This window comes from Devosia sp. LjRoot16 (assembly GCF_964252795.1).
Taxonomy (GTDB): Bacteria; Pseudomonadota; Alphaproteobacteria; order Rhizobiales; family Devosiaceae; genus Devosia_A.
In genome coordinates this window covers 464216-487780 of sequence record NZ_CAXUPH020000006.1, presented here as the reverse complement: position 1 = coordinate 487780, position 23565 = coordinate 464216, and the positions used below count along the sequence as shown (strand labels likewise).

The 23565-nt window shown below is 67.2% G+C and carries 25 protein-coding genes; 13 read left to right on the top strand and 12 right to left on the bottom strand.

Annotated elements, in window-relative coordinates; translation table 11 throughout:
* Nucleotide 1 precedes the first annotated feature (1 nt).
* From ACSQ23_RS26515 to ACSQ23_RS26470, 10 genes are all read right to left on the bottom strand, one after another.
* Entirely contained in the window at nt 2-787 is a 786-nt protein-coding gene (locus ACSQ23_RS26515) for a hypothetical protein (protein WP_436092448.1), read from the bottom strand.
* A gap of 13 nt (nt 788-800) precedes the next feature.
* A complete protein-coding gene (locus tag ACSQ23_RS26510; protein WP_436092447.1) occupies nt 801-1664 on the bottom strand; it encodes an alpha/beta fold hydrolase in 864 nt (287 codons plus the stop codon).
* Between the two features lie 84 nt (nt 1665-1748).
* Nucleotides 1749-1874 carry a hypothetical protein gene (locus ACSQ23_RS26505; RefSeq protein ID WP_436092446.1) on the bottom strand — a complete coding sequence of 42 codons (126 nt, stop codon included), beginning with the start codon at nt 1872-1874 and terminating at the stop codon, nt 1749-1751.
* 120 nt (nt 1875-1994) lie between these two features.
* The gene (locus ACSQ23_RS26500; protein ID WP_436092445.1) at nt 1995-3554 is read right to left on the bottom strand and encodes a polyamine aminopropyltransferase; all 1560 of its coding nucleotides are present in this window, start codon (nt 3552-3554) and stop codon (nt 1995-1997) included.
* Entirely contained in the window at nt 3551-3781 is a 231-nt protein-coding gene (locus tag ACSQ23_RS26495; RefSeq protein ID WP_055884344.1) for a hypothetical protein, read from the bottom strand. The genes ACSQ23_RS26500 and ACSQ23_RS26495 overlap by 4 nt, the downstream gene beginning before the upstream one ends.
* Nucleotides 3778-4428 (bottom strand): hypothetical protein, encoded by a 651-nt coding sequence (locus tag ACSQ23_RS26490; RefSeq protein ID WP_055995021.1) that lies wholly within the window; start codon nt 4426-4428, stop codon nt 3778-3780. The genes ACSQ23_RS26495 and ACSQ23_RS26490 overlap by 4 nt, the downstream gene beginning before the upstream one ends.
* A 9-nt stretch (nt 4429-4437) precedes the next feature.
* On the bottom strand, nt 4438-5289 hold the full coding sequence (locus tag ACSQ23_RS26485; RefSeq protein WP_436092444.1) for a DUF350 domain-containing protein: 852 nt from the start codon (nt 5287-5289) through the stop codon (nt 4438-4440).
* Between the two features lie 32 nt (nt 5290-5321).
* Nucleotides 5322-5717, bottom strand: coding sequence for an adenosylmethionine decarboxylase (gene speD, locus ACSQ23_RS26480; protein ID WP_055884448.1), 396 nt, complete (start codon nt 5715-5717; stop codon nt 5322-5324).
* Nucleotides 5718-5824: 107 nt separating this feature from the next.
* Entirely contained in the window at nt 5825-6361 is a 537-nt protein-coding gene (locus ACSQ23_RS26475; RefSeq protein ID WP_436092443.1) for a nucleoside kinase, read from the bottom strand.
* A gap of 7 nt (nt 6362-6368) precedes the next feature.
* A complete protein-coding gene (locus tag ACSQ23_RS26470; RefSeq protein WP_436092442.1) occupies nt 6369-8225 on the bottom strand; it encodes an ABC transporter ATP-binding protein in 1857 nt (618 codons plus the stop codon).
* A 195-nt stretch (nt 8226-8420) separates the two neighbouring features.
* Between ACSQ23_RS26470 and ACSQ23_RS26465 the strand changes: the two genes are divergently transcribed.
* Entirely contained in the window at nt 8421-9341 is a 921-nt protein-coding gene (locus tag ACSQ23_RS26465) for a cation diffusion facilitator family transporter (RefSeq protein ID WP_436092441.1), read from the top strand.
* Between the two features lie 220 nt (nt 9342-9561).
* Here ACSQ23_RS26465 and ACSQ23_RS26460 read toward each other — a convergent pair whose 3' ends face one another.
* Complete coding sequence (locus tag ACSQ23_RS26460) at nt 9562-10458, bottom strand: AraC family transcriptional regulator (protein ID WP_436092440.1); 897 nt, start codon at nt 10456-10458, stop codon at nt 9562-9564.
* A 165-nt stretch (nt 10459-10623) separates the two neighbouring features.
* Here ACSQ23_RS26460 and ACSQ23_RS26455 point away from each other — a divergent pair, with 165 nt between their 5' ends.
* From ACSQ23_RS26455 to ACSQ23_RS26440, 4 genes are all read left to right on the top strand, one after another.
* Nucleotides 10624-10926, top strand: coding sequence for a putative quinol monooxygenase (locus ACSQ23_RS26455; RefSeq protein WP_436092439.1), 303 nt, complete (start codon nt 10624-10626; stop codon nt 10924-10926).
* A gap of 73 nt (nt 10927-10999) precedes the next feature.
* Nucleotides 11000-11947, top strand: a complete 948-nt coding sequence (locus tag ACSQ23_RS26450; RefSeq protein ID WP_436092438.1) for an alpha/beta hydrolase — start codon at nt 11000-11002, stop codon at nt 11945-11947.
* Nucleotides 11948-11958: 11 nt separating this feature from the next.
* Nucleotides 11959-12702, top strand: coding sequence for an SDR family oxidoreductase (locus ACSQ23_RS26445; protein WP_436092437.1), 744 nt, complete (start codon nt 11959-11961; stop codon nt 12700-12702).
* A gap of 104 nt (nt 12703-12806) precedes the next feature.
* Entirely contained in the window at nt 12807-13685 is an 879-nt protein-coding gene (locus ACSQ23_RS26440) for a hypothetical protein (protein ID WP_436092436.1), read from the top strand.
* On the opposite strand, the gene ACSQ23_RS26435 is transcribed toward ACSQ23_RS26440, so the two are convergent.
* Nucleotides 13645-14541 carry a 2-dehydro-3-deoxygalactonokinase gene (locus tag ACSQ23_RS26435; RefSeq protein WP_436092435.1) on the bottom strand — a complete coding sequence of 299 codons (897 nt, stop codon included), beginning with the start codon at nt 14539-14541 and terminating at the stop codon, nt 13645-13647. The genes ACSQ23_RS26440 and ACSQ23_RS26435 overlap by 41 nt on opposite strands.
* Before the next feature lie 129 nt (nt 14542-14670).
* Here ACSQ23_RS26435 and ACSQ23_RS26430 point away from each other — a divergent pair, with 129 nt between their 5' ends.
* The 8 genes from ACSQ23_RS26430 (at nt 14671) to ACSQ23_RS26395 (ending at nt 23525) form a co-directional block, all read left to right on the top strand.
* Nucleotides 14671-15597, top strand: coding sequence for a dihydrodipicolinate synthase family protein (locus ACSQ23_RS26430; RefSeq protein ID WP_436092434.1), 927 nt, complete (start codon nt 14671-14673; stop codon nt 15595-15597).
* Nucleotides 15597-16766: a mandelate racemase/muconate lactonizing enzyme family protein gene (locus ACSQ23_RS26425; RefSeq protein WP_436092433.1), complete on the top strand. Its 1170-nt coding sequence runs from the start codon at nt 15597-15599 to the stop codon at nt 16764-16766. Before ACSQ23_RS26430 ends, ACSQ23_RS26425 begins: the two co-directional genes overlap by 1 nt.
* Before the next feature lie 27 nt (nt 16767-16793).
* Nucleotides 16794-18053 (top strand): ABC transporter substrate-binding protein, encoded by a 1260-nt coding sequence (locus tag ACSQ23_RS26420; RefSeq protein ID WP_436092432.1) that lies wholly within the window; start codon nt 16794-16796, stop codon nt 18051-18053.
* A gap of 95 nt (nt 18054-18148) precedes the next feature.
* A complete protein-coding gene (locus ACSQ23_RS26415) occupies nt 18149-19078 on the top strand; it encodes a carbohydrate ABC transporter permease (RefSeq protein ID WP_436092458.1) in 930 nt (309 codons plus the stop codon).
* A gap of 13 nt (nt 19079-19091) precedes the next feature.
* Nucleotides 19092-19922, top strand: a complete 831-nt coding sequence (locus tag ACSQ23_RS26410) for a carbohydrate ABC transporter permease (RefSeq protein ID WP_055884301.1) — start codon at nt 19092-19094, stop codon at nt 19920-19922.
* A gap of 4 nt (nt 19923-19926) precedes the next feature.
* Nucleotides 19927-21057 carry an ABC transporter ATP-binding protein gene (locus ACSQ23_RS26405; RefSeq protein ID WP_436092431.1) on the top strand — a complete coding sequence of 377 codons (1131 nt, stop codon included), beginning with the start codon at nt 19927-19929 and terminating at the stop codon, nt 21055-21057.
* Between the two features lie 12 nt (nt 21058-21069).
* The gene (locus tag ACSQ23_RS26400; RefSeq protein WP_055884296.1) at nt 21070-22776 is read left to right on the top strand and encodes an SMP-30/gluconolactonase/LRE family protein; all 1707 of its coding nucleotides are present in this window, start codon (nt 21070-21072) and stop codon (nt 22774-22776) included.
* Complete coding sequence (locus tag ACSQ23_RS26395) at nt 22773-23525, top strand: SDR family NAD(P)-dependent oxidoreductase (protein ID WP_436092430.1); 753 nt, start codon at nt 22773-22775, stop codon at nt 23523-23525. The genes ACSQ23_RS26400 and ACSQ23_RS26395 overlap by 4 nt, the downstream gene beginning before the upstream one ends.
* Nucleotides 23526-23565 lie beyond the last annotated feature (40 nt).

The following is a 23565-nucleotide window of genomic DNA, read 5'->3' as shown; positions in this document are numbered from 1 at the left end:
GCTACTCCTGATAATGGGGAAGGATGACGCCATCCCACACGAACGTCAGTGCCTCGGCGACCTGATAGGCATGGGCGGCAGAGGCGATTTGGGCCAGCCCGGTCGACAGACTAGCCAAACTGCGGCCCGCAAAGAAGGCCGCCTGCGTGGCCGTGTCGGGGAAGCCGAGGATCACCGAGGCGTGGAACTGCTGATCCCCGGGATTGTCGTGCGCGACATTGGGGGTGTTCCACAGGGCCTTGCTCCAGGGCAGGAAGGTTTCGGTTCTGAGCTCCTGCAACGCTCCCGTGCCGGCAAGGGCGGGCGCCAGCTGATCGTTGATGAACCTGCGAAAGGCGCGGCCACCGACCCCGTCCCGCCGCCGCAGGTAGACCAGCACCCGGGAGGCAACCCGTTCGCCCGGCCGCGCAACGTCGTACCAGCGCGACCAGTTCGGCAGACCCAGATAGAGCAGGGTGCGCCGGAACACGTTGACCTCGTCCTTGAACGCCAGCTTGTTCTGCTCGCGCCCGGCCAGCACCGAGAACGCCGACTGGAACGCCACCTGGGCGACGCCGTCGATCCGGCGACCGGCGGGAATCTCGGTTTCGAGACCCGGGGTCGCCGGCCACAGCCCCGGGTTCGTCTCAGCGAGGTGAGTCTGGCGATACTCATGGAGGCCCGGGCTTGCCGAGATGATCTTCGAATGCGGCCCTTTCCAGCAGTTCATGCCGGTTTGGCGGGGCTGGTCGGAACGCATCCACAACAGGATCGAAGAGGAGAAGCGCCTGCTGAATGTCGTGCTCATTTTGCTCGTCCTTTCAGCGATCGAGGAATGCGACGGCGAGCGGGGCGAACCTGTCGTGGAACTGGAAGATGCCGCCATGGCCGGAGTCGGGATAGATGATCAACTCGGAACCCTTGATGCGCCGATTGAGATCCGTCGAGAGCATGGAAGGCACCATCCGGTCATTGTCGCCATTGGCGATCAGGGTGGGCTGGGTGAGCCTCGAGAGGTCCGCCGGAGCCGAGCGCCCCCACTTGCCGATCGCCTTCAGCTGCGTCCGGAACGCCTTGAGCGTCACCGGCACGTCGCGGTCGATGCTCCGCTCCTTGGGCCGGTTGACGAAGGCCCGCGCCGCCGGCTTGCCGCTGGCGTTCCGGTTGAAGAACAGAAATTCCTTGGGGTCAGACCCGGTCAGGGTCGCACGGAGGATGTCGAAATAGGTGACACCCGCCACCTTATCGATGTCCTTGCCGCCGGCCGGGCCGGTGCCCGTCAGGATCAGCTTGCGGACCAGGCCGGGGTGCTTGTCGACCAGCGCCTGGGCGACGAAACCGCCGAGCGAAAACGAGAAGATATCGATCCTGTCGAAGCCGAGGGCCTTGATGAAGGTGAAGGCGTCGTCGGCCATCGCCTCGATGCTGTCGGGCACCTGGCCGCTCGAGCCGCCGACGCCGCGGTTGTCGAAGGTGATGACGTGGTGACCCCTGGCGATCGGGTCGATGAGGCGCGGGTCCCAGTTGTCGAGGTTGGCGGCGAGGTGGACGAAGAAGACGACGGGGACGCCGCCTTTCGGCCCCAGCTCGCGATAGGCGTAGGTGACGCCGCCGGCGGTGATCGTCCGCCCCGGTGCATCCTTATAGGCGGTGATGACGGTGTCGTTCGAGTGATGCGCGTTCATGTGGGTGCTCCCTGGATGAATGGCGGCAGGCAAAGTTGATCCGTCATTCTGATTGCACTCAAATATGAATGCATTCAGTTTTTGTCAATGGAGGCTGCTGGCACAACCGTATCCGGCACCCTGCATGCGGTCCTTCTCGAGCGCTTCCTCGTCCGCGTCGCCGCGCTGCGGCTCGGCGATCCGCTCGGCGACGGGTGATCTCGCCGGCAAGGGCGGATTTTCTGGTCTAGGAGCGTGCAGGCGGGAGAGGGTACGCCGACTGCGAGATCCTGCGCGGCGAGTCTGTGGGTTAGGCGGGGCTCGTTGCGGCCGGCCGGCCGCGGTTGGCCATCAGCGGTAGTACTGCCACCCGGCCAGGTAGTCGTCGAGGATGGTCGGCCTGTCCAGGGTGCTGACCCCGGCATTGGCGACGATGGTGTCCTTGTCGAACTGGAAGTGCTTGGGGATGTCGTCGGCTTCGAGGTAGCGCGTTGCAACGGCGAGCCGAGGCTTGTCGAGGTCGAGCGCCACGTCGCTGGCGAGGACGAACCCCCATTCGCCGAACGAGGGCACGTTGAGGTGGTAGGGGTAGGTCCGCTCGAAGCCGCCGGCGCGGACCGTGGCCTCGATGCTCCAGAACGCCCGGGGCGAGAAATACGGGCTCGTCGCCTGCGTCACGAACAGTCCGCCCGGCGCGAGGCTCCGATGCACCAGCTGGTAGAACTGCTTGGCATAGAGCCGCGCCAGCCCGCTATTGTTGGGGTCGGGCAGGTCGGCGATCACCAGGTCGAACGGCTCGCTGTTCTCCCGCAGGTATTCGAACGCATCGCCGATCACCACCTGCACCCGGGGTGAATCGAGACTGCCGCCATTGAGCTCGCGGATGCCGGCATTGCCGCGCGCCAGGGCGACGACTGCGGGGTCGAGGTCGACGAGTACGATCTCGGCAATCGCCTGGTGCTTCAGCAGTTCGCGCGCCGCAAGCCCGTCGCCGGCGCCCAGCAGCAGCACGCGCCTCGGCGGCCGCGGGCTGAGCCCGAGCGGGATGTGCACCAGCGCCTCATGGTAGCGGTACTCGTCAACCGAGGAGAACTGCAGGTTGCCATCGAGATAGAGCCGCAGATCGTCGCGGTCGCGGGTCAGGACGATGCGCTGGTAGCGGGTCTGCTCGGCGTGGACGATCCGATCCTCGTAGAGGCTCTGGTCCCACTTTTCGAGGAAGGCATGCGACAGGGCGATCATGCCGCCGAGGAACACCGTGACCGCCACGCTGAGCGCCAGCATCGCGCGCGCCGGCTTGCCGATCTCTTCGCCGAAGACGCGCAGCATGACGAAGCCGATCGAGACGTTGGCGAAGCCGAACAGCAGCGACGACTGGTAGATGCCGAACACCGGCAAGAGGAAGAACGGGAAGGCGATAGTGGCGATCAGCGCGCCCAGGTAATCGAAGGACAGGATCGAGGCGATGTTGATCTTGAGCGGGTTGTAGCGGTCCATCAGCCGGGTGAGAAACGGGATCTCGAGCCCGATCAGCACGCCGATACCGACGGTCAGCACCAGGTAGGCGTGGAAAAACAGCTCGGTCCAGGCATAGGCAAAATAGAGGATCGGGATGCTGAGCCCGCCCAGCGCCGCCAGCGCCAGCTCGATGATGACGAAACGGCCGAGCATGTGCCGTTCGATATAGCGCGACAGGAAGGTGCCCAGCCCCATCGCCGCCATGTAGATGCCGATGGTGAGCGAGAAGAACTTGATGCTGTCGCCGAGAAAATACGAAGCCGTGGTGGCAATGAGCAGCTCGTAGATGATCGAGCAGAGGCCCGACACGAAGGCCGAAAACACCAGGGCCAGCACCTGGCGGCGATTGCCGCCCGCGGCTGCAACGGCCGCTTCGGTTCCATCAGTGGTCATTTGCCGCCTTCCGGCCCACCGCCGACAATGCCGAGGCCGCCGGCGCTGCCGGTGCGCGCGCTGCGATCGTGGTAGGTCTCCACGCCGCCACGGAACCATGGCCGGGAGCTGTAGCCATGGTAGCCGGCGTGGCCGAACCCGTCGCCGGCGACGTAGAAAAGCGCGATGTAAACCGCGCCCAGGCCAACCAGGGCGATCAGCACGGCGTTGCGGGTCGGCGAGTTCATCGGAACACCCCAAGGAGCTTCATGACCGTCCGGTTGGCGATCTCGTTCATCACCAGCCCGGCCAGCAGCGTCACGATGCCGAAGATCAGGTGCGGAATATTGCTGCCCCTGGTGCGGCGGATGTTCACCTCGATCCGTTCGGGCCGCAGTTCGCCCTGGGTCTTGAAGTTGAGGTAGAACTCGCCGGCCTCGGGGATGGTCAGGTTGAGATTGTAGTTGTTGTCCGTCTCGTCCCACGGGCCGTCGTCATAGCCGGTTTCGTGCCAGAGCTCGCTGCCGAAGCCCATCAGGTAGTTCTGCCGGGCATCGAGCAGTTCGCCCTCGATGAACACCCAGGAATTGACGGGTAGGTTGGCCTTGACCGACACCCAGATGCTCTGGCCCGGGCGAGCGATAGTGAAGGGCCCGACCATGGCGTAGTCGAGCGCGGCGAACTGCTCGCCCGGCTCGAGCGGGGTCGGATCCTCAAGCGCCGGAGCGTATTTCAGGCTGCCGCTGAAGATCTTGTCCAGGGGCACACCGAGAACGAGCGAGGTGAGCAGGCCGAGCAGCCCGAAGACGATGAACACCGCCCCCAGATAGCCGAGATGCACCCCAGCTTTGGCCGGAGCGGCGGGCGCCGGCCGCGACGATGCTGAAACCCGCATCGGCCGCCCCTAGATCAGCATCGCCGTCACGCCCGCAAAGCAGATCGCGGTCGTGGCTTCGAGCAGGGCGGCGGCGAGGTTGCCGTTGTCGCGGATTTCGCGCCCCAGCGAGCGACCAGGGATGACCATGCGGTCCATGATCAGCCGCAGGATCGGCAGGAAGACGAAGGCGATGAGGTCGGCGGCGAAGAAGGCCATCAGGTCGGCCGGCCAGTTGACGAAATCGCCGGCCGAGGCGTTCATGATGATGATGGCGAGGGCGATCAGGTGGCCGGCGAAGGCGACGCCGCTGGCGACGTTGCTGTCGACCAGCGTCTTGTGGATGCTGTAGGGCGAGAGCCGCTCATAGATCAGGCTGAACGCCAAGAGCGACAGCTGCCCCAAGACGAAGAACACCAGCATCGAGACGATGCCGCCGCCTTCGCCCGATACCGAGCCGGCAATCACCAGCCCGGTCGCGACATAGGCGCCGAAATGCACCGCGCCGACGCCGACATTCCGTCTGGCGATCAACTGGTGCGTGTCGTCGAACTTGCGCAGGATCGCCCAGTCGTTGAACCAGCGCGACAGGTTGAGCAGCACGATGCCGGCCAGCGAGTAGCCACCGACCGCCAGCAGGTCCTGCAGCAGCCCATGGGAGGGGCCATAGAGCGCCCCGACCAAGATCAGCGCCGTCGCCAGGTAGTAGCCCGACATGGCGAGCCCGATGGCGAGGTTGCCGCTTTCGCTCAACTGCTGGTTGATCTTGTAGGAGATCGCCAGGCCCTTGAACCATTTGGCGAGCAGCAGCAGCACCAGATACAGCACAAGGAATATCGGCGCGCGCACGATGTCCTGGATCGGCAGCCCTGCGAAAGTCATCCACCACCCCCCGATGGTCGCCGCTGGCGGCGCTAGGCTGAAGCGTCCGGGGTCAGTGACCCGCGGGCAACGGCCGTGATTTTCAAGTTGCTCGGCTGAAACGCGGCCTGCAGCGGCGCAATGGCCTCCTCGGCGCGGCAATCGCCGCACATGAAGACGTCCAGTGCGACGTAACCGGTCTCGGGCCAAGTGTGGATGCTGATATGCGACTCGGCAAGCAGAGCAACGCCGGTAATCCCACTATTGGCGCCGAAATGGTGGAAACGCGTTTCGAGCACTGTGGCGTTGCAGGCTGCGGCCGCGCGGCGCATCGCCTGTTCTATGAAAGATTGATCATCGAGGCCGGTCGCACCCCAGAAATCGAGCAGAATATGAGTACCGGGCCGGTATTGTGGCCCGGTTTCTGCTCCAGATGCCGCTTCAGTCACTATCGCCTCCACGGCACCAGCAGACAAAGCTGGCGTAACTCATCGTTAGCGCAGCGCGATTGCCGCCACAACCCGGGGGGCGAGGACCCTGGCCACCGTCGGTCCGATCAGCCGCCGCTCTGCGGCTGGCATGCAGCGAGGATCGCGTCGACGACGTCGGCAAGCGGCGCGGTGGCGTCGATGCGGATGGCGTTGCCCGGGTCGTTGTCGCCGCTCGCATGGAGCCGCGTGTTGAACGCCCGCTCAATCGGCTTGCCGCCGAAGACATCGGCCGGCCGCGCCGCGAGCCGCCGGTTCAGGGTGGCGGCGTCGGCTTCGAGCACGAAGACCCTGTCGAACAGCGCGATGAAGTGATGGCGGTTGCGCGAGCCGCCGCAGAAGAAGCTGATGGGGTGGCCCCGGTCGGCAATCAGCGCCTTGACCCGTTCGACCGGCCAGATCCAATGCCGGTAACCCCACGCCACCTTGTCGTTCTCGCTGTCAAAAGCCGGCCAATCCAGCGGTGCGCCGGTCTCGGGGTCACCGTAATAGGCGAATTGCCGGTCGCCGTGGATGACGTGATGGCCGCGGCGCTGCAGCTCTTCGGCCACCGTGGTCTTGCCCGCGCCGGAGAGGCCCTCGATCAGATAATTGCGCACGCCCATCCGGTCCTCACCCCGTCGCGCCGGCCCGGTGCATGGCGGCGTAGCGGCCGCCGGCGGCGATGAGTTCGGCATGGGTGCCGCGTTCGACCACGCCGCCATGCTCGATCATCACCACGCGATCGGCGCGCTCGATCGCCGAGGTCCGGTGCGCCACCACCAGCACCGCCCGGTTGGCGGCAATCGCCGCGATGGCGTCGAGGATGCCTTCCTCGCGTTCGGCATCGAGATGCGAGGTGGCCTCGTCGAGGATGAGCAGCGGGCGATCGCGCAGCACGGCGCGGGCAATGGCGATGCGCTGCCGTTCGCCGCCGGAAAAACGCTTGCCGCGTTGCCCGACCATGGTGCCGAGCCCCTCGGGCAGCTGCCGCAGCAGCTGGCCGAGCCCGGCCTGGTGCAGCGCGTCGGTGAGCCGCTCGTCGGTCGCATCCTCGAGGCCGTAGCGCAGGTTGTCGCGCAGCGTCGCATCGCGCAGGTAGACATCCTGGCTGACCAGCGAGACTGAGCGCCAGATATCCTCTTCACTTAGCGCGACGGCATCGCGCCCCTCGATCCGGACCGCACCGCTCGATGGCCGGAGCGAGCCGCAGGCGAGGCTGATGATGGTCGATTTGCCCGAGCCGGAAGGCCCGGCGATCGCCAGGGTTTCGCCGCGCCGCACCGAGAAGGAGATGTCGGCGAGGATCCGGGCCGGCTGGTCCGCCGCGCCCGGGTCCGCCTGGTCCAGCCGGGTGAGCGACACCCCGGCGAGAAACCCGGTCATCCCGGCGCTGGCGTTGGCGACATCGGACAGCGTCCTGACCGCGAGGGCGTCGCGGCCGGGATAGGTGTAGCCGACGGCTTCGAACGCCAGGATCTCGGGGGAGGGCGCCGCGTCAGGCGCTCGGGCGGCCGCCGCTACCGTGGGCAGGCCGGTATTGTCCGACTGCAGCACCGCCTCGACGCGATCGAGCCCCATGCCGGCGCGGATCAGCGGATAGCGCTGGCCCACCACTTCGCCCAGCGGCTGGCGCACCAGGCCGACGAAGAACAGGGCCGAGACGACATTGCCGATCGAGATCTGCCCGGCCGAGGCGAGCAGCACGCCGATGCCGATAAACAGCACCGTGATCAAATCGAAGCACAGCCGATAGGCGACGTTGATCACGGCGCGCCAATTGTCCATGCGCGCCGCCAGCGCCACGGATTTATCGGCCAGCGTGGCGAAGCGCTGTTCCTCGGCGCCGGTGGCGCGCGCCTGCCGGACGAGGCTCACCGCATCGCCGCTGGTGGTGCTCTCGATCTGCGCGGCGACAGCGGCGTTGATTTCGTAGGAATCCTTGATGGTGGCGTTGATCTGCCCTTCGGCGAAGCGCACCGCGAACAGGGCGAGCGGCACCAGCGCGAAGGCGGCAAGGAACCAGGGGTTGATGAGGGCCAGCGCGATCGCGACCGCAGCGAGCCCGACCCAGCCATGCACGGTCGCCAGCGGCACGACGGTGAACAGCGGATCGACCATGCGCATGTCGTTGGTGAGGCGGCTGTTCAGCACGCCGGGGTTGATGGTGGCATAGCTCAGCATCGGCATGCGCAGCACTTCGCCATAGAGCCGCCGCGCCAGCTGCCAGGAGAGGCCATAGCCGAGGCGCGCCCCCAGGGTATTGGCCAGCACTTCGGCCAGTGCGGCGGCGATCGCCAGCCCGGCGACGAGCCCCAGCAAGGGCAGCAGCTCCATGAGCCCCGCGCCGCGCAGCGCGCCATCGATGATGCGGCCGAGCAGCAGCGGCACGCCGACCGGCAGGGCGGCCGCCAGCACGGTCGCGGCGAGGATCGGCAGCACCCGCAGCCAGTCGATCGCGAGGCCAAGCCGCAAAACTCTGCCGAACATGGTGCCGCCCTCCCAAGGCCAGTCCTCGCCCCATGGGTGACATTGCCGCTCAGGCCGCGCAACCGGATTTCCCGCCGTTTGCAGAAGCCCTTGCAGCTATAGTGGCTAGAGGTTGTAGCGTCGGCCGGGTGTTACCGGAGATCGATCATGGCCATGGGTTGCGCCGAACGTCTTGCCGTCGCGGGGAGGGGCTGAATGGGAGCTGGACACAGCCATGGGGCCACGCGCCCGGCGAGCGGTTCGGCCGGGGCGCGGCATCGCCGTAACCTCGTCATCGCGCTGGGGCTGACGACCGCCTACCTCGTCGCCGAAGTCGTCGGGGCGCTGATTTCGGGGAGCCTGGCGCTCCTCGCCGACGCCGCGCATATGCTCACCGATGTGGGCGGCATGGCGCTGGCGCTGCTCGCGATCTGGTTCGCGGCGCGGCCGCCGAACGCATCGAAGACCTATGGGTACCTGCGCACCGAAGTGCTGGCGGCGCTCGCCAATGCGGTGGTGCTGCTCGTCCTCGCCATTTACATCCTCTACGAGGCCTATGAGCGCCTGTTGGCGCCGCCCGAGGTGCTGTCGACGCCGATGCTGATCGTTGCGGTGATCGGGCTCGTGGTGAACCTCGTCAGCATGCGGCTGCTGGCTGCCGGCTCGAAGGAAAGCCTCAACCTCAAGGGCGCCTATTTCGAGGTGCTGGCCGATATGCTGGGCTCGATCGGCGTCATCGTTTCGGCGCTGCTCATCATGTTCACCGGCTGGACCCTGGCCGATCCGCTCATCGGCGCGGCGATCGGGCTGTTCATCGTGCCGCGCACCTGGGCGCTGCTGAAGCACGCGGTGAATATCCTGCTCGAAGGCACGCCGGCCGGCTTCGATCTCGGCGGGCTAGAGCGCGCCTTGCGGGCGCTGCCCGATGTCACCGATGTGCACGACCTGCATGTGTGGACCATCACATCGGGCGTCGATGCGATGAGCGGGCACCTCGTGATCGGCGACGGCGCCGACCAGCAGGCGCTGCTGGTCGCGGCCCGCGAGCTGCTGCATGAGCAGTTCGGGATAGAGCACTCGACCATCCAGATCGAAACGGCAGCCAGCCGCGCCGGGGAGGCGGAGATGCCGGTGTAGGGGGGCTTGAACGGCGCAGTCGGCGTCCCTCTCCCGCCTGCGGGGGAGGGGGGACCACGCGAAAGCGTGGTGGGAGGGGGGTGCCCCACGCTCGAACGGTGGGCGGCTGGGGCTTGGCTCGGTGTCTGCGGCACCCCCCTCCCACCAGCCTTTCGGCTGGTCCCCCCTCCCCGTAAACGGGAGAGGGACGCCGACTGAGACATTCGCGTGTCCGCGCATCCTACACCAGCGACGCCATACCCCGCGCCTCGCCGCGCAGGCGCTGGGCGTCCTGGCTGGGTGGGGCGCCGAACTGGCGGCGGTATTCGCGGCTGAACTGCGAGGGGCTGTCATAGCCGACGCGGAAGCCGATGCCGGCGACGTCGTCGGGGGTGGCGGCGAGTTGCAGCCGCGCCTGCTGCAGCCGGATCTGCTTTTGGAACTGGATCGGGCTCATCGCCGTCACCGCCTGGAAATTGCGATAGAAGGCCGAGGGGCTCATGCCGCAGATTTCCGCCACGTCCTCGACCCGGAAGGCGCTGGCATGGTGCTCGCGGATCCAGCGCACGGCGCGGGCGATGTGACTGAGATGGCTGTCGGCGAGACCGAGCTGGCGTACCGTCGCCCCCTGTTCGCCGACGATCAGCCACCAGAGGATTTCGCGCTTGATTGATGGCGCCAGCACGGCGAGATCGCGCGGCCGGTCGAACAGCCGCAGCAGCCGCAATACCGCATCGAGCAGCTCGGTGGGGGCGTCGGAGACAATCAGGGCGGAGGGCACGCCGCTGGGCCGGCCGAGGCTCTCCGAGCCGGCCTCGAGCAGCAGTTCGGCGATGCTGGGCGGATGCAGCACCATGCCGAAGCCGCGGGCCGGGTGCTCGGGGCTGGCGCCGACGAACTGGCCGCTGATCGGCAGGTCAACCGAAGCAACAAGATATTGGCCGGCGCCGTAGCGATAGAGCCGGTCGCCCAGCGCCAGGCGCTTTTCGCCCTGGGCGATCAGCGCCAGTACCGTGCCGGTGGTCGAGTGTTCCTCGATCGAGGCGTTGTGCTCGGCGAGCAGCACGCCCTCGACCGGCGTCGAGGCATCGGGCCGGGCGTGGCGGGCGATCAGGGTGTTGAGTTCATCGATCTGCATGGAGCTTGAGTAACAGCGGAGAAGGCTGCGTTCAAACGATTCTCTCGATGATGGTAGGATCGTGCAAGTCGTCGGGAGCCCTGTGATACCGCTGCGGGGGCTGGAAATGGTTTGGTGTCGTTGCCGCCGAGCACTGGGCGTGCCGGCAACGAAAGGACACTCGAAATGACCAGCAAGCACGGTTTCCACGCCGCAATGACCGCCCAGCCGGGGAAGGGCGACGAACTCGTCGCACTGCTCGAACGGGCTCCCTCGCTCGAGCATGACGACTGCCTCGTCTTCCTGATCGGCCGCTCGGCCAGCAACCCGGACCTGGTGTTCGTCACCGAAGGCTGGAGTAGTGCCGAGGCGCATGGCCGCTTCTTCGCCAGCGACGTAGCGAAGGCCTATACCGCCGAGTTCGGTCCGCTGGTCGCCGACAGCGCCTACACCGACGAAGTGCCGCTGGGCGGCAAAGCCGTCCTCTAGCTCCCCTATTCACCGCGACGCCCGCACACGCCCATCGGCGTCGTGGCATCGCCTTGCCCAAAGGAACCCTCCCATGACCACGTCCCGCCCTGCACTGGACCCCGAACTGGCCCGGCTATTGGCAGAGTTGCCGGCGGCGCCGGCGCTCGATGCCGAGAGCCTGCCGCTGCTGTGCCAATACAAGCTGCCGGCCGAAGCCTTCATCGAGGGCCGCTCGATCGAACGGCGCGAGCTGACTGTCACCGCTGCCGATGGCGCCGAACTGCCGCTGTCGATGTTCCGCCCGGCCGGGCTCGAGGCGGCGGCGCCCTGCATCTACTGGCTGCATGGCGGCGGCATGGTGATGGGCGACCGCTTCGCCAATCTCGATATTCCGCTTGATTGGCTCGAGCGCTTCGGCGCCGTGGTGGTGACGCTGGACTATCGGCTGGCGCCGGAGGCCAAGGGCGCGACCCCGGTCGAGGATTGCTACGCCGGCCTCGTCTGGGTTGCCGCGCACGCCACTGAGCTCGGCATCGACCCCGCGCGGCTGATCGTTGCCGGGGCCAGCGCCGGTGGCGGCCTGACCGCCGGCATGACGCTGCTGGCGCGCGACCGGGGCGGCCCGGCGATTGCCGCGCAGGTGCTGATCTGCCCGATGCTCGACCATCGCAATGACAGCGTCTCGAGCCGGCAATTTGCCGAGGGGCCCGCCACCTGGACGCGCGCCGCCAATACCTTCGGCTGGCAGGCGCTGCTCGGCGCCGCCACCGAAGTGCCGGCCTATGTGTCGCCGGCGCTGGCGGCCGATCTCGGCAGCCTGCCGCCGAGCTTCATCGATACCGGCTCGGCCGAACTGTTCCGCGACGAAGACACAGCCTTTGCGAGCCGGATCTGGGCGGCCGGCGGCGAAGCCGAGCTGCATGTCTGGCCCGGCGGCTTTCACGGTTTCGACGCGCTGTTCCCCACGGCGCAGCTGTCGCGCATCGCCCGTGAGACGCGCAGCGCCTGGCTCGGCCGCATTCTCAACTCCAGCAACTGAAGGAGAGTTTCATGAACACCATTCTCATCACCGGCGCCTCTTCGGGCTATGGCCGCGAGACCGCCCGCCACTTTCACGAGCTGGGCTGGAACGTCATCGCCACGATGCGGAGGCCCCAGCCGGGCATCCTGCCGGACACCGAGCGGATGCGGCTGCTGCCGCTCGAAGTCACCGATGCCGCCAGCATTGGCGCCTGCATCGCCGCGGCCGGGCCGATCGACGTCCTGGTCAACAATGCCGGGGTGGGCCTCGGCGGCGCCTTCGAGATCGCGCCGCTCAGCGATATCCGCCGCATCTTCGAGACCAACACTTTTGGGGTGATGGCGATGACCCAGGCAGTGCTGCCGGGCATGCGCGAGCGCGGCAGCGGTACGGTGGTCAACGTCACCTCCTCGGCAACGCTCGGCGCCTTCCCGTTCTCGGCGCCCTACACCGCGAGCAAGATGGCGATCGAGGGGTTTTCGCAGGCCCTGGTGCCCGAACTCGCGCCGTTCGGCCTGCGGGTGAAGCTGGTGGAGCCCGGTCTCGGGGTCAGCACGCGCTTCGCGCAGAACTCGGCCTTCGACTTCGCTGCGCAGGTTCCGCCGGCCTACGCGGCCCACGCCACGGCAGTGTTCAGCGCCCGCCCTGAAGTGACCACCAGCGAAAGCGATGTCGCGGAAGGGGTGTGGCGCGCCGTGCACGATACCACCGGGCAGTTGCGCTTTCCGGCCGGCGCCGACGCGCTTGCGCTCTGGGAGCGGCGGTCCTGGTGAGAACAGGGCCCCCGGGGTTCATCGCAATCTGCCACTTGGCTTGTCAGCCGTTACGCCTTCAATTGCGGGCGCGAGAAACCAGGAATCAGGCGGGGTAACCTTCGGTGGGATCGATCGAGCTCGAGGCTGGTGAGCTGACCGCCGGCATCTCTGCTGTTGGGGCGGAGCTCACATCCCTCAGGCATCACCAGGTCGGGGAGTTCATCTGGCAGGCGCAATCGGAGGCGTGGCGGCGCAGCGCGCCGGTGCTGTTCCCGGTGGTGTCGCATTATCCGCGCGGCCTGGTGCTGCTCGGTGATACCCTGATGGAGCTGCCGCCGCATGGTTTTGCGCCGAGCAGGGGATTTGACGTGCTGGAGGCGGCGCGGGACGCCTGCCGGTTGCGGTTGCGATCGTCGCCGGAGACCCTGGCGGCGTTCCCCTACGCCTTCGAGCTGAGCGTCGATTTCGCGCTCGACGCCGAGGGACTGACGCAGGTGATGCGGGTGCACAACCCGGATGCCGAGGCCGAGCTGCCTTACATGCTGGGGGCCCACCCGGGCTTCAACTGGCCGCTGCCGGGGGCAGGGCGGCGCGAGGCGCACCGGCTACAGTTCGACGCGGTGGAGGCCGAAGAGACGCAGCCGCTCGGCGCCGCGCCGGTCCCTCGCTACCGCTTTGACGGACGCGTCGCCGTGCCATCCGACATCGACTTTTCGACCGCCCATGGCCTCAAAGATATCGCCAGCCGTTCGGTGCGGTTCGGCACCGAGGCGACGCATATGACGCTCGCTTTCGACGGCTTCGCACAGTTCGCGCTGTGGAGCCGAGGTGCGGCGCCGTTCCTCTGTCTCGAGCCGTGGAGCGACATGCCGATCGCCATTACCGCGCCCCGGCAGTTCGCCACCCTGCCAGGGGTTTCACGGCTACCGCCGGGCGCCAGCCGCAGCTACCGGCTGCGCTTCACCCCGGGAGGAGCGCTGGTGCGGGAAGGGCGGCGATAAGGCCGCCGATGTCGATCCGCGCCGCTGCGGCGGCGATGCCGCGCCGGCCGAGGGCCGTTGCGTAGCGGACGGCATCGGGGCTGCTGCCGGCGACCAGAACGGGCACCGAGCCCAGCGACCACTCCGCCTCGGCTTCGAGGATTTCGGCGCCGGTGACGAGGCCGGCAATGTAGCCAGCAATATCCTCGCGCGGCAGGCGCTCGAACAGCACCAGGCTGCGGGCGGAAAACAGCCGCCGCAGCAGGCCGCCGGCAATCTCGCTGCTCCATGCCGTCGCAAGGCCCAGCTCGAAGCCGGCATCGGTGATCGCCGCCCCCTCGGGGATCAAACGGCTGATCAGCGAGTCGCGGCGCAGCAGCGCGGCGGTCTCGCCGCCCATATAGGTGGCGAGGCGCGTGATGCGGCCGGCTTCGACGGCGACATATTTGGTGTGGGCGCCCGGCAGGATGACGGTGGCGGCGGGGTGCGCTCCGGCTGCGGCGATGGCCTTGAGCTCCTCGCCGCGCATCACATCGGGCAGCGGGTCGTCGACACTGACGCCGCTGAGAAACAGCAGTGGCAGGCCGTCGAGCATGAGGTGTTTTCCCTGTGCGGCGATTTCCGCCAACCCTGCGGGCGCCGGCGCGAAGCTGGTCTCGAGCCAGCCGCCCCGTCCGGTGATCATTCCCGAGAGATAGGCGTGCGTGGCGCGACGACGCCAGTCGGCCGGGATCAGCTCGCGGAAACGGGCCTCGAACGCTCCGTCCTTTACCTGGTTGACCCCGAGCGGCTGACGGATCTCGGCCACCACCGCCCCGGCCGCGTCGATCAGGTCGGCGGCGAAACTCGCTGATGTCCACTCCACATAAATCTGCATCGGATCCCCGTTCTGCTGGTCGGCGCGCTCAGCAACTTCGTCACGCGCCCTTGACCGCTAGCACGGCCCGTGGCATCAGTTCCATATTAAAGAAAGTAGTTCCAATATATGGAACTCAGGGAGTTGAGGATGCTTGAGGGAGTGCTGCCGGTCCTGCCGACGCCGTTCGACGCGTCGGGGCAGATCGATGAGGCCGGCATGGCGCGGGTGACCGAGTTCGCCCTCGAGGCGGGTGCGGATGGCGTGGTGTTTCCGGGCGTCGCCAGCGAGTTCGACCACCTGAGCGCCGCCGAGCGCGAGACGCTGGTGCGGATCGTCGGCCGTACGCTCGGCGGCCGTCGGCCGCTCATCGTCGGGGCCAGCGCCGCAACTCCCGCCGAAGTCATCGCCTTCTGCCGCATCGGCAAGGCGGCGGGCGCGACAGCCGCCATGGTCATGGCCCCGGCATCGGTCGGAGCTGATCCCGCTCGCCTCGTTGCCTTTTTCGGCACTGTCGCGGCCGAGGCCGGCATCGACATCATCCTCCAGAACGCACCGGCGCCGGTGGGCAGCGGCCTGCCGGTCGCCGCCATCGCCGAGGTGGTTCGCGCCGTGCCGGCCATCCGCTACGTCAAGGAAGAGACGCTCCCGTCGGGCCCCCGCATCACCGCCTTGCTCGAAGCGGTCGGCGAGCGGCTCGACGGCGTCATGGGCGGGGGTGGTGCACGCTATGTCTATGACGAGCTCGAGCGGGGCGCAGTGGCGCTGATGCCGGCAGCCGAGATCACCGATCTCCATGCCGCGCTGTTCCGGGCCTATCGCCGCGGCGATCTCGGTGGGGCGCGTGAGCTCTACATCCGCTCGCTGCCGCTGCTGCTGGTGCAGATGATCTACCGGATGTCGCTGACCAAGGAAGTGCTGATGCGTCGCGGCATCTTCACCAGCTCCGGCGTGCGGGCCCCGCTGCCCAAGTTCGATGCCCACGGCTTCGCCGAGATCGACATGATGATCGCCGAGATCGCCGACCTGCTGCCGGTCGGCGCCGCGCCGAAACTGCCTGCCCTGGGAGATGCATGATGACGAGCCGCATCAAATCGGTCGAGAGTTTCACCATCCAGATCGACCGGCAGGACGAGCCCTATCTGGGCGGCCCCAAGAACGGCGAATCCGCCAACGAGGCCGGCTATTTCGTCCGGGCCGAAAACCGGACGGTGTACCCGACCAAGGACCGCACGGTGCTCTGCCGCATCGAGACGGTCGATGGCACGGTGGGCTGGGGCGAGACCTATGGCATCGTCGCCCCGGGGGCGGTGCGGGCCATCATCGATGACCTCTTGTCGACCTTCCTCATCGGTCGCGACCCCTTCGATGTCGCGGTGATCTACGAAGACCTCTACGACCTGCAGCGCGTCCGCGGCCAGCACAGCGGCTATACCCATGATGCGCTGGCGGCGGTGGATATCGCGCTCTGGGATATCTGCGGCAAGCTCCGCAACGCGCCGATCGCCAAGCTGCTGGGCGGGGCGCGCCGCAGCGAGGTGCCGGCCTATGTGTCGGGCCTGCCGGGCGAGACGCTGGCCGACCGGGCGAAGTTCGCCGTCAGCTGGCTCGAGCGCGGCTTCACCCAGTTCAAGTTCGCCTCGCCGCATGCCGAGAGCGGCGTGGTCGAGGAGTTCCGGGTGCTGCGCGAAGCGCTCGGCCCCAAGCCGATGATCGCCGCGGACCTCCACTGGACCTTGACCGACGTCGAGACGGTGGCATTGGCGCATAAGTGCCTGCCTTACGATCCCTGGTTCCTCGAGGCGGTGTGCAAGCCCGAGGATATCGAGGGCATCGGCCGGGCGGCCGAGCATTCGCCGGTGCCGATCGCGGCGGGCGAGGAATGGCGCAACGTCTTTGATCTCCGCGCCCGCCTTGAAGCCGGGCCGCTGGCCATCGTGCAGCCGGAGATGGGGCACACCGGGATCACGGCGTTCCACCGCATGGGCCTCCTGGCGCAGGCGCATCATCGCCAGATCATCCCGCATGCCACCATCGGCACGGGCATCTTTCTCGCCGCCAGCCTGCAGGTCAGCGCGACGCTGCAGAACCTCAGGGGGCACGAATTCCAGCACTCGGTGATGGCGCGCAACGCGCCCTATGTCGAGACGGCGCTCGAGGTGCGGGAAGGCAAATACCTGGTGCCCGACAAGCCCGGCCATGGCGCCGAGCCGTCGGCCCGGGCGCTGGCCACCATGGTCAAATAACACGTCACATTCGGGAGGATATTGACGATGAAGCTTTCGAAAACACTTGGCGCGCTGCTCTTGGCCGGCATCGTCGCGCTACCGGGGCTCGCCGCCGCGGAAACGCGGTTGAACTTCGTGTCCTGGCAGAAGGGCGAGAAGGGCTATGGCGACTGGTGGCAGGCCGTCATCGACGAGTTCGAGACGACCCATCCGGACGTCAAGATCGACTTCACGCTGATGCCGCGCGACGGCTATTCGGACGCGATGATCACCCAGTTCGCCGCCGGCTCGGCACCCGACATCGTGCATCTCACCTCGTTCGAATATGTCACCTTCGCCGAGAATGGCTGGCTCGAGGACCTCGGTCCGTGGATCGAGAAATCGGGCATGGATCTCAACGGCTGGGCCGGCCAGAGCGTCTGCGAATGGGACGGCAAGACCCAGTGCATCATGATGCTCTATTTCGGGTACATCATGGCCTATAACGAGCAGATCCTCGCCGAGGCCGGCATCACCGAGCCGCCCAAGACCTGGGAAGAGTTCCTCGCGGCGGCCCGCGCCACCACCATCGATCGCGATGGCGACGGCATCAAGGATGTCTACGGCACCGGCGTGCACATGGTCTCGGCCAATTCCGGCTGGACCAACGACATGCTGATCTACGTGCTGTCGGCCGGCGGCCGCTGGACCAATAATGAAGGCAAGGTCACCATCAACACCCCCGAGACCATCGAGGGGATCAACCGCTGGCGCACCCTGGTGGATGAGGGGCTGGTGCCTCCGGGTGGGGCCGAGCTCGATCAGCTGTTCATCGAAGGCAAGGTCGCCATGCGCCTCAATGGCCCCTGGATCAACGCCTTCCTGCAGAAGGCCGATCCGGCGATCCAGCCGCACCTGAAATACGCGGCTTCGCCGATGCAGCCGCCGCTTGGTGGGGCGTCCAACGTGCTGACCCTGGCGGCCGAGACGCCGCAGGAAAAGAAGGAACTGGCCTGGGAGTTCATCCAGCTCGCCACCAGCCAGAAGTTCCAGGAGCTCTATTCCGAGCTCGGCGCCTCGCCGGCGCCGCGTCCGGGCGCCGTCGGCCCGGCCTCGTTCGAGAAGGTGCCGCACATGCAGCTGTTGATCGACGCCACCAACGCCGCCTCGGCCGCCGGTGTCGACCGCATGCCCAAGGGGCTCGAAGCGCAGAACAACGAGTTCACCAAGCTGGCGGCCGAGCAGTTCCAGCGCATGATTATCGAGAAGCTGCCGACCGAAGCCGTCGCCGCGACCGTGCAGGCCGAAGCCGAAGCGCTGCAGTAGCGACAAGCGGGCCGCGCACTGGCAGGTGCGCGGCCCGCTTCGAGTCATCTTGAGGAGGAGAGGCTGATATGACCGACCTGACCCAGCCGCGCCCGGTGACGGCGCCGGTGCGCCGCAGTTCCGGCTTGTTCGGCATCGACCTCGCGAGCCCGCGCCACGCCAGAAAGCTCGGCTACCTGCTGCTGCTGCCGGCGGTGCTGCTGATCCTCGGCATCCTCGTTTACCCGATGCTGCTCGCCATCGAGATCAGCTTTCATGACGTGAAATTCGCCACCCTCAGCTTCGGCGCCAGCGACTACACGCTCAAGAACTACGTCAAACTGTTCACCTCGAGCGATTTCTGGAACGCCATCGGCGTCAGCGCCAAATTGCTGGTGGTGGTGACCAGCATCTCGATGCTGGTGGGGCTTGGCGCGGCCTTGCTGGTCAACCAGCAGTTCCGCGGCCGCGGCGTCGCCCGCATGCTGATCGCGCTGCCCTGGGCCATTCCCGAAGTGGTGGCGGTGATCACCTGGCTGTGGATCCTCGATGCCTCGTTCGGCGTGCTCAACTGGATGCTGCTCAAGCTCGGGGTGATCGGCCTGCCGATCTCCTGGCTCAACCAGCCGCTGCCGGCCTTCTCGGCGGTCACCATGGTGATGGTGTGGAAGGGCTTTCCGTTCATTTCCATCATGATCCTCGCGGGCCTGCAGTCGATCCCCGAGGAATACTACCAGGCGGCCCGCGTCGACGGCGCCAATGTGTGGAAGCGCTTCATCTGGATCACGCTGCCCTGCCTGATGCCGGTGCTCGGCGTGTCGCTGGTGCTGACCGTACTCTGGGTGTTCCGCGACTTCTCGATCATCAACGTGTTGACCGGCGGTGGTCCGGTGGGCGCCACCGAGACCCTCGCCATCATGACCTATGAGGAGGCCTTCTCGTTCTTCCGCATGGGCTACGCCTCGGCGCTCGGCGTGGTGACGCTGGTCATCTGCGCACTGATCAGCGCCTTCCTGGTCAAAAAGACCAGCCACGCCGTGTTCTGAGGAGGGGCGCTCGATGAAACGCAAGCTCTGGCAATCCATCCTGCTCTACGCGACGGTGATCGTCGCCTGTGCCGTGGTGCTGTTCCCGGTCTACTGGATGGTGGTCACCTCGCTGCAGCCGCCCGGGTCGCTCCGCGCCTACCCGCCGCATTTCCTGCCGCCCGACCCGCAGTGGCAGACCTATATCCGGCTGTTCATCGAGACCGACATCCTGCGCTGGATGGCCAACTCGGCCATCGTCGCCGTCACCGCCACCGGCATCTCGATGGTGGCCGCGGTGCTGGCCGGCTACAGCCTGTCGCGCTACCAGACCAAGAGCAGCGAGAATGTCGGCCTGTTCATCCTGATGAGCAAGATGCTGCCGGCCACCATGCTGATCATCCCCTTGTTCGGCATCATGCGCTCGCTGGGGCTGATGGGCTCGCTCTGGTCGCTGATCTTCGCCCACGCCACGGCGATCGTGCCGTTCGCCACCTGGATGCTGAAGGGCTATTTCGACTCCATTCCCAACGAGCTCGAGCAGGCGGCGCAGGTCGATGGCTGTACGCCCTGGGGCGCGCTGTTCCGGGTGATCCTGCCGGTGGCGGCGCCGGGGCTGGCCGCCACCTCGCTCTATGGGTTCGTGCTGAGCTGGGCGGATTATCTGTTCGCCCGCACGTTCCTCGCCAACAATGCCGACAGCTGGACGGTTAACCTGGGCATCGCCACCTTCAAGGGCGAGTACCAGACCGACTGGAACCTGGTGATGGCGGCCTCGCTGCTGGCCGCGCTGCCGATCATGATCGCCTACCTCTTCCTGCAACGCTTTCTCGTCGGCGGTATGACCGCAGGCGCTGGGAAATAGTCCGATGGCCGATATCCAGATCCAGAACCTCAACAAGCGCTACGGCACCTTCCAGGCGCTCCACGACATGTCGCTGGACGTCAAGGACGGCGAGTTCATCGTCTTTGTCGGCCCCTCGGGCTGCGGCAAATCGACGGCGCTGAAGATCCTCGCCGGGCTCGAGGCGGCCAGCACCGGCAGCATCATTATCGGCGGCGAGGACGTGACCGAGCTGGCGCCGGCCAAGCGCGACATCGCCATGGTGTTTCAGAACTACGCGCTCTACCCGCATCTGACGGTGCGGCAGAATATCGGCTTCGGCCTGATGATGCGCGGCACCGACAAAAAGCAGATCAACCAGCGCGTCGAGCGGGCAGCGCAGGCGCTCGAAATCAGCGACCTCCTGGAGCGTCGCCCCAAGGCCCTGTCGGGCGGGCAGCGGCAACGCGTGGCGCTGGGCCGGGCGATCGTGCGCGAGCCGCGGGTGTTCCTGATGGATGAGCCGCTGTCCAACCTCGACGCAGCCTTGCGCGTACAGATGCGGGCCGAAATCACCGCACTGCAGCGGCGCATCGGCGTCACCACCATCTATGTCACGCACGACCAGACCGAGGCCATGACCATGGCCGACCGCATCGTCATCATGCGCAAGGGCGTGGTGCAGCAGATCGGCTCGCCCGACGCGCTGTTCAATCACCCGGCCAACATGTTCGTCGCCGGCTTCATCGGTTCGCCGGCGATGAATTTTCTTCGCGGCGTCGTGCAGCGCGATGATCGGGGCCTGTTCGTCGATGCCGGTGGCCTCAGGCTGCCGGTGGTCGAGGCGGCGGCATCCTATCTCGGCAAGACCGTGATCTGCGGCATCCGCCCGGAATCGCTCGACCTGGCGCGCGGCGACGCGCCGGCGCTGGAGATCACTCCGACGCTGGTCGAGAGCCTCGGCACCGAGGCCTATGTGCATTTCAAGCTGCCCGGACAGCAGGTCGCGACGGCGGTGGCGGGCGAGCACGAGCACCAGCCGCTCGGCAACGGCACGCTGATCGCCCGGCTCTATGATGTCGGCACACCGCTTTCCGGGGGGACAATCCGGCTGGGCCTCAAGCCGCAGGCTTCCGTCCACCTGTTCGACCCGGCTACAGAACAGGCAATCAGCTAAGCCGGAGCCGCAATGCCGATCGACGCAAAGCAACTAGGCGGGCATGAAATGCCCATGGGCACCTCGGCCCTGGGCAAGGGGCTCTATGTGCTCGACCTGCTCGGCGAGGTCGAGCGGCCACAGCGCTTCACCCAGTTGCTCAAGCTCACCGGCTTTCCCAAGGGCACGCTGCACCGCATCCTCGAAGCGCTGATGGAGTTCCGGCTGATCCGCTTCAACGAGGCGGACCAGACCTATCGGCTGGGGCCGCGGCTGTTCGAACTGGCGCACAAGGTGTGGGACGAGTTCGACCTCCGGGGCGCCGCCGCCCCCGAGCTCGATCGGCTCGCCGACCTCACCCACGAGACGGTGTCGCTGTGCGAGATCGAGAGTGGCGCGATCCTCTACATCGACCGCCGGCTGGGGGCGGATGCGTTCGGCTTCCGCATCGAGGTGGGGCGTCGCGCCCCGTTGCACTGCACCTCGGGCGGCAAGGCGCTGCTGGCCTTCCTCGCGCCGCATCGCCAGCATGAACTGATCGCCGAACTGCGCAATTCCGGCGATCCGACGAAGATTCCGCCGGACGAGCCGGGGCTCCTGGCCGATCTCGGCCTCACCCGCGCCCGGGGCTATGCGCTGTCGATCGAGGAGCATGTCGCGGGCGTGGTGTCGGTGGCGGCGCCGGTGCTCGACCATCGGCATGAACCGATCGCGGCGATCGGCGTCTCCGGTCCGCGTGAGCGCATTTCGGTCGAGCGATTGCACACCATCGGCCGCGACCTGATGGAGGCGGCCCGGCGCATTTCGGGCAATGTCGGAGCCACAGCCATGAGCATCAATGCCCCGGACCGGCCGCGTACCGCGGTTACGGCCAATGCCGAGTGCGTGCTGCCGGTGGCGGCGCATCTGGGCGAGGGGCCGATGTGGAGCGCGGTGGACAGCCGCCTCGTCTGGCTCGATATCCTCGCGCCGGCGGTGCATGTGTTCGATCCGGCAAGCGGAGAGGATAGCACCACCAAGGTGTCGCGCATGGTCACCGCCATCGCCCCGCGCGCCGCCGGCGGCTATGCGGTGATGACGCAGAACGGCCTTGAACTGCTCGACATTGCCACGGGCGAGCTGACGCCGGTGGTGGACCCGGAAGCCGATATCGAGACCAACCGCTTCAACGACGCCAAATGCGACCGTCGCGGGCGGTTCTGGGCCGGCTCGATGGCCCTCGATGCGTCGCGGCCGGCCGGCTCGCTCTATTCGATCGAGGCGGATGGCAAGTGGCGGCGGCACGACACCGGCTTTACCGTCTCGAACGGCATGGGCTGGAGCCCGGATGACCGGCTGATGTATTTCGTCGACTCGGCTGAGGGCTGTGTCTTTGCCTATGACTTCGACATCGAGGCCGGCACCCTGTCGAACCGCCGCAGCGTGATCCAGATCCCGCCGGTCGAAGGCAAGCCCGACGGCCTCACAGTCGATGCCGAGGGCTATATCTGGGTGGCGGTGTGGGACGGCTGGGCGGTGCGCCGCTATGCCCCGGACGGCCGGCTGGACCGGGTCGTCGGCGTACCGGTGCCGCGTCCTTCGAGCTGCTGCTTCGGCGGCGACAGGCTCGAGACGCTCTACATCACCTCGGGCCGCATCCGCCTCGCCGAGCGCATGCTGGTGGAGGCGCCGCTGTCGGGCGGCATCTTCGCCATCGCCGCGGGCGTGCGTGGGCAGCCGAGCGGGACGTTCGGCCGATGAGTCTCTCCAACCGCTACCCCAGTCTTGCCGGCCGTCCGGTGCTGATCACCGGCGCCGGCGCCGGTATCGGCCGCGCCATGGCGCTGGCCTTTGCGGGGCAGGGCGCCCTTATGGGGCTGATCGACCGCGACGCGGCCGGGCTCGAACGCACGGCCGGGATGATCGACGGCACGGTCGCGACCCGGGTTGCCGATGTGACCGATATCGAGGCGCTGCGTAGCGCCATTGCGGCGATACGAGCCGAGCTCGGGCCGATCCGCATCCTCGTCAACAATGCCGGCAGCGATACCCGGCACGACTTCCGCACCATCACCCCGGACTATTGGGACGACCGCATGGCGACGAACCTGCGGCATCTCGCCTTTGCGGCCCAGGCGGTGACGCCGGACATGGAGGGCGCCGGCGGCGGCGTCATCATCAACCTCGGCTCGACTTCGTGGATGCAGGGCGCCGCGGGCCTCATCGCCTATGGCACGGCGAAGGCGGCGATCGGGGGCTTCACCCAGTGCCTCGCCCGCGACCTCGGCGAGGCAGGGATCCGCGTCATGTGCATCGCACCGGGGCGGACGGTGGTCGAACGAACGGCGACCGATCCCGCCTATGTGGCCGAAACCATCGGGCGGCAGGCCGTCAAGCACCTGGTAAAGGCCGAGGACATTGCGAGCCTCGCGCTGTTCCTCTGTTCCGACGATGCCCGCATCCTCTCGGGCCAGACCATCATCGCCGACGGCGGCCACCTGATGCGGTAGGGGCTGATGCGGCTCTCGCAGGTGCGTTCGCCACCGCACG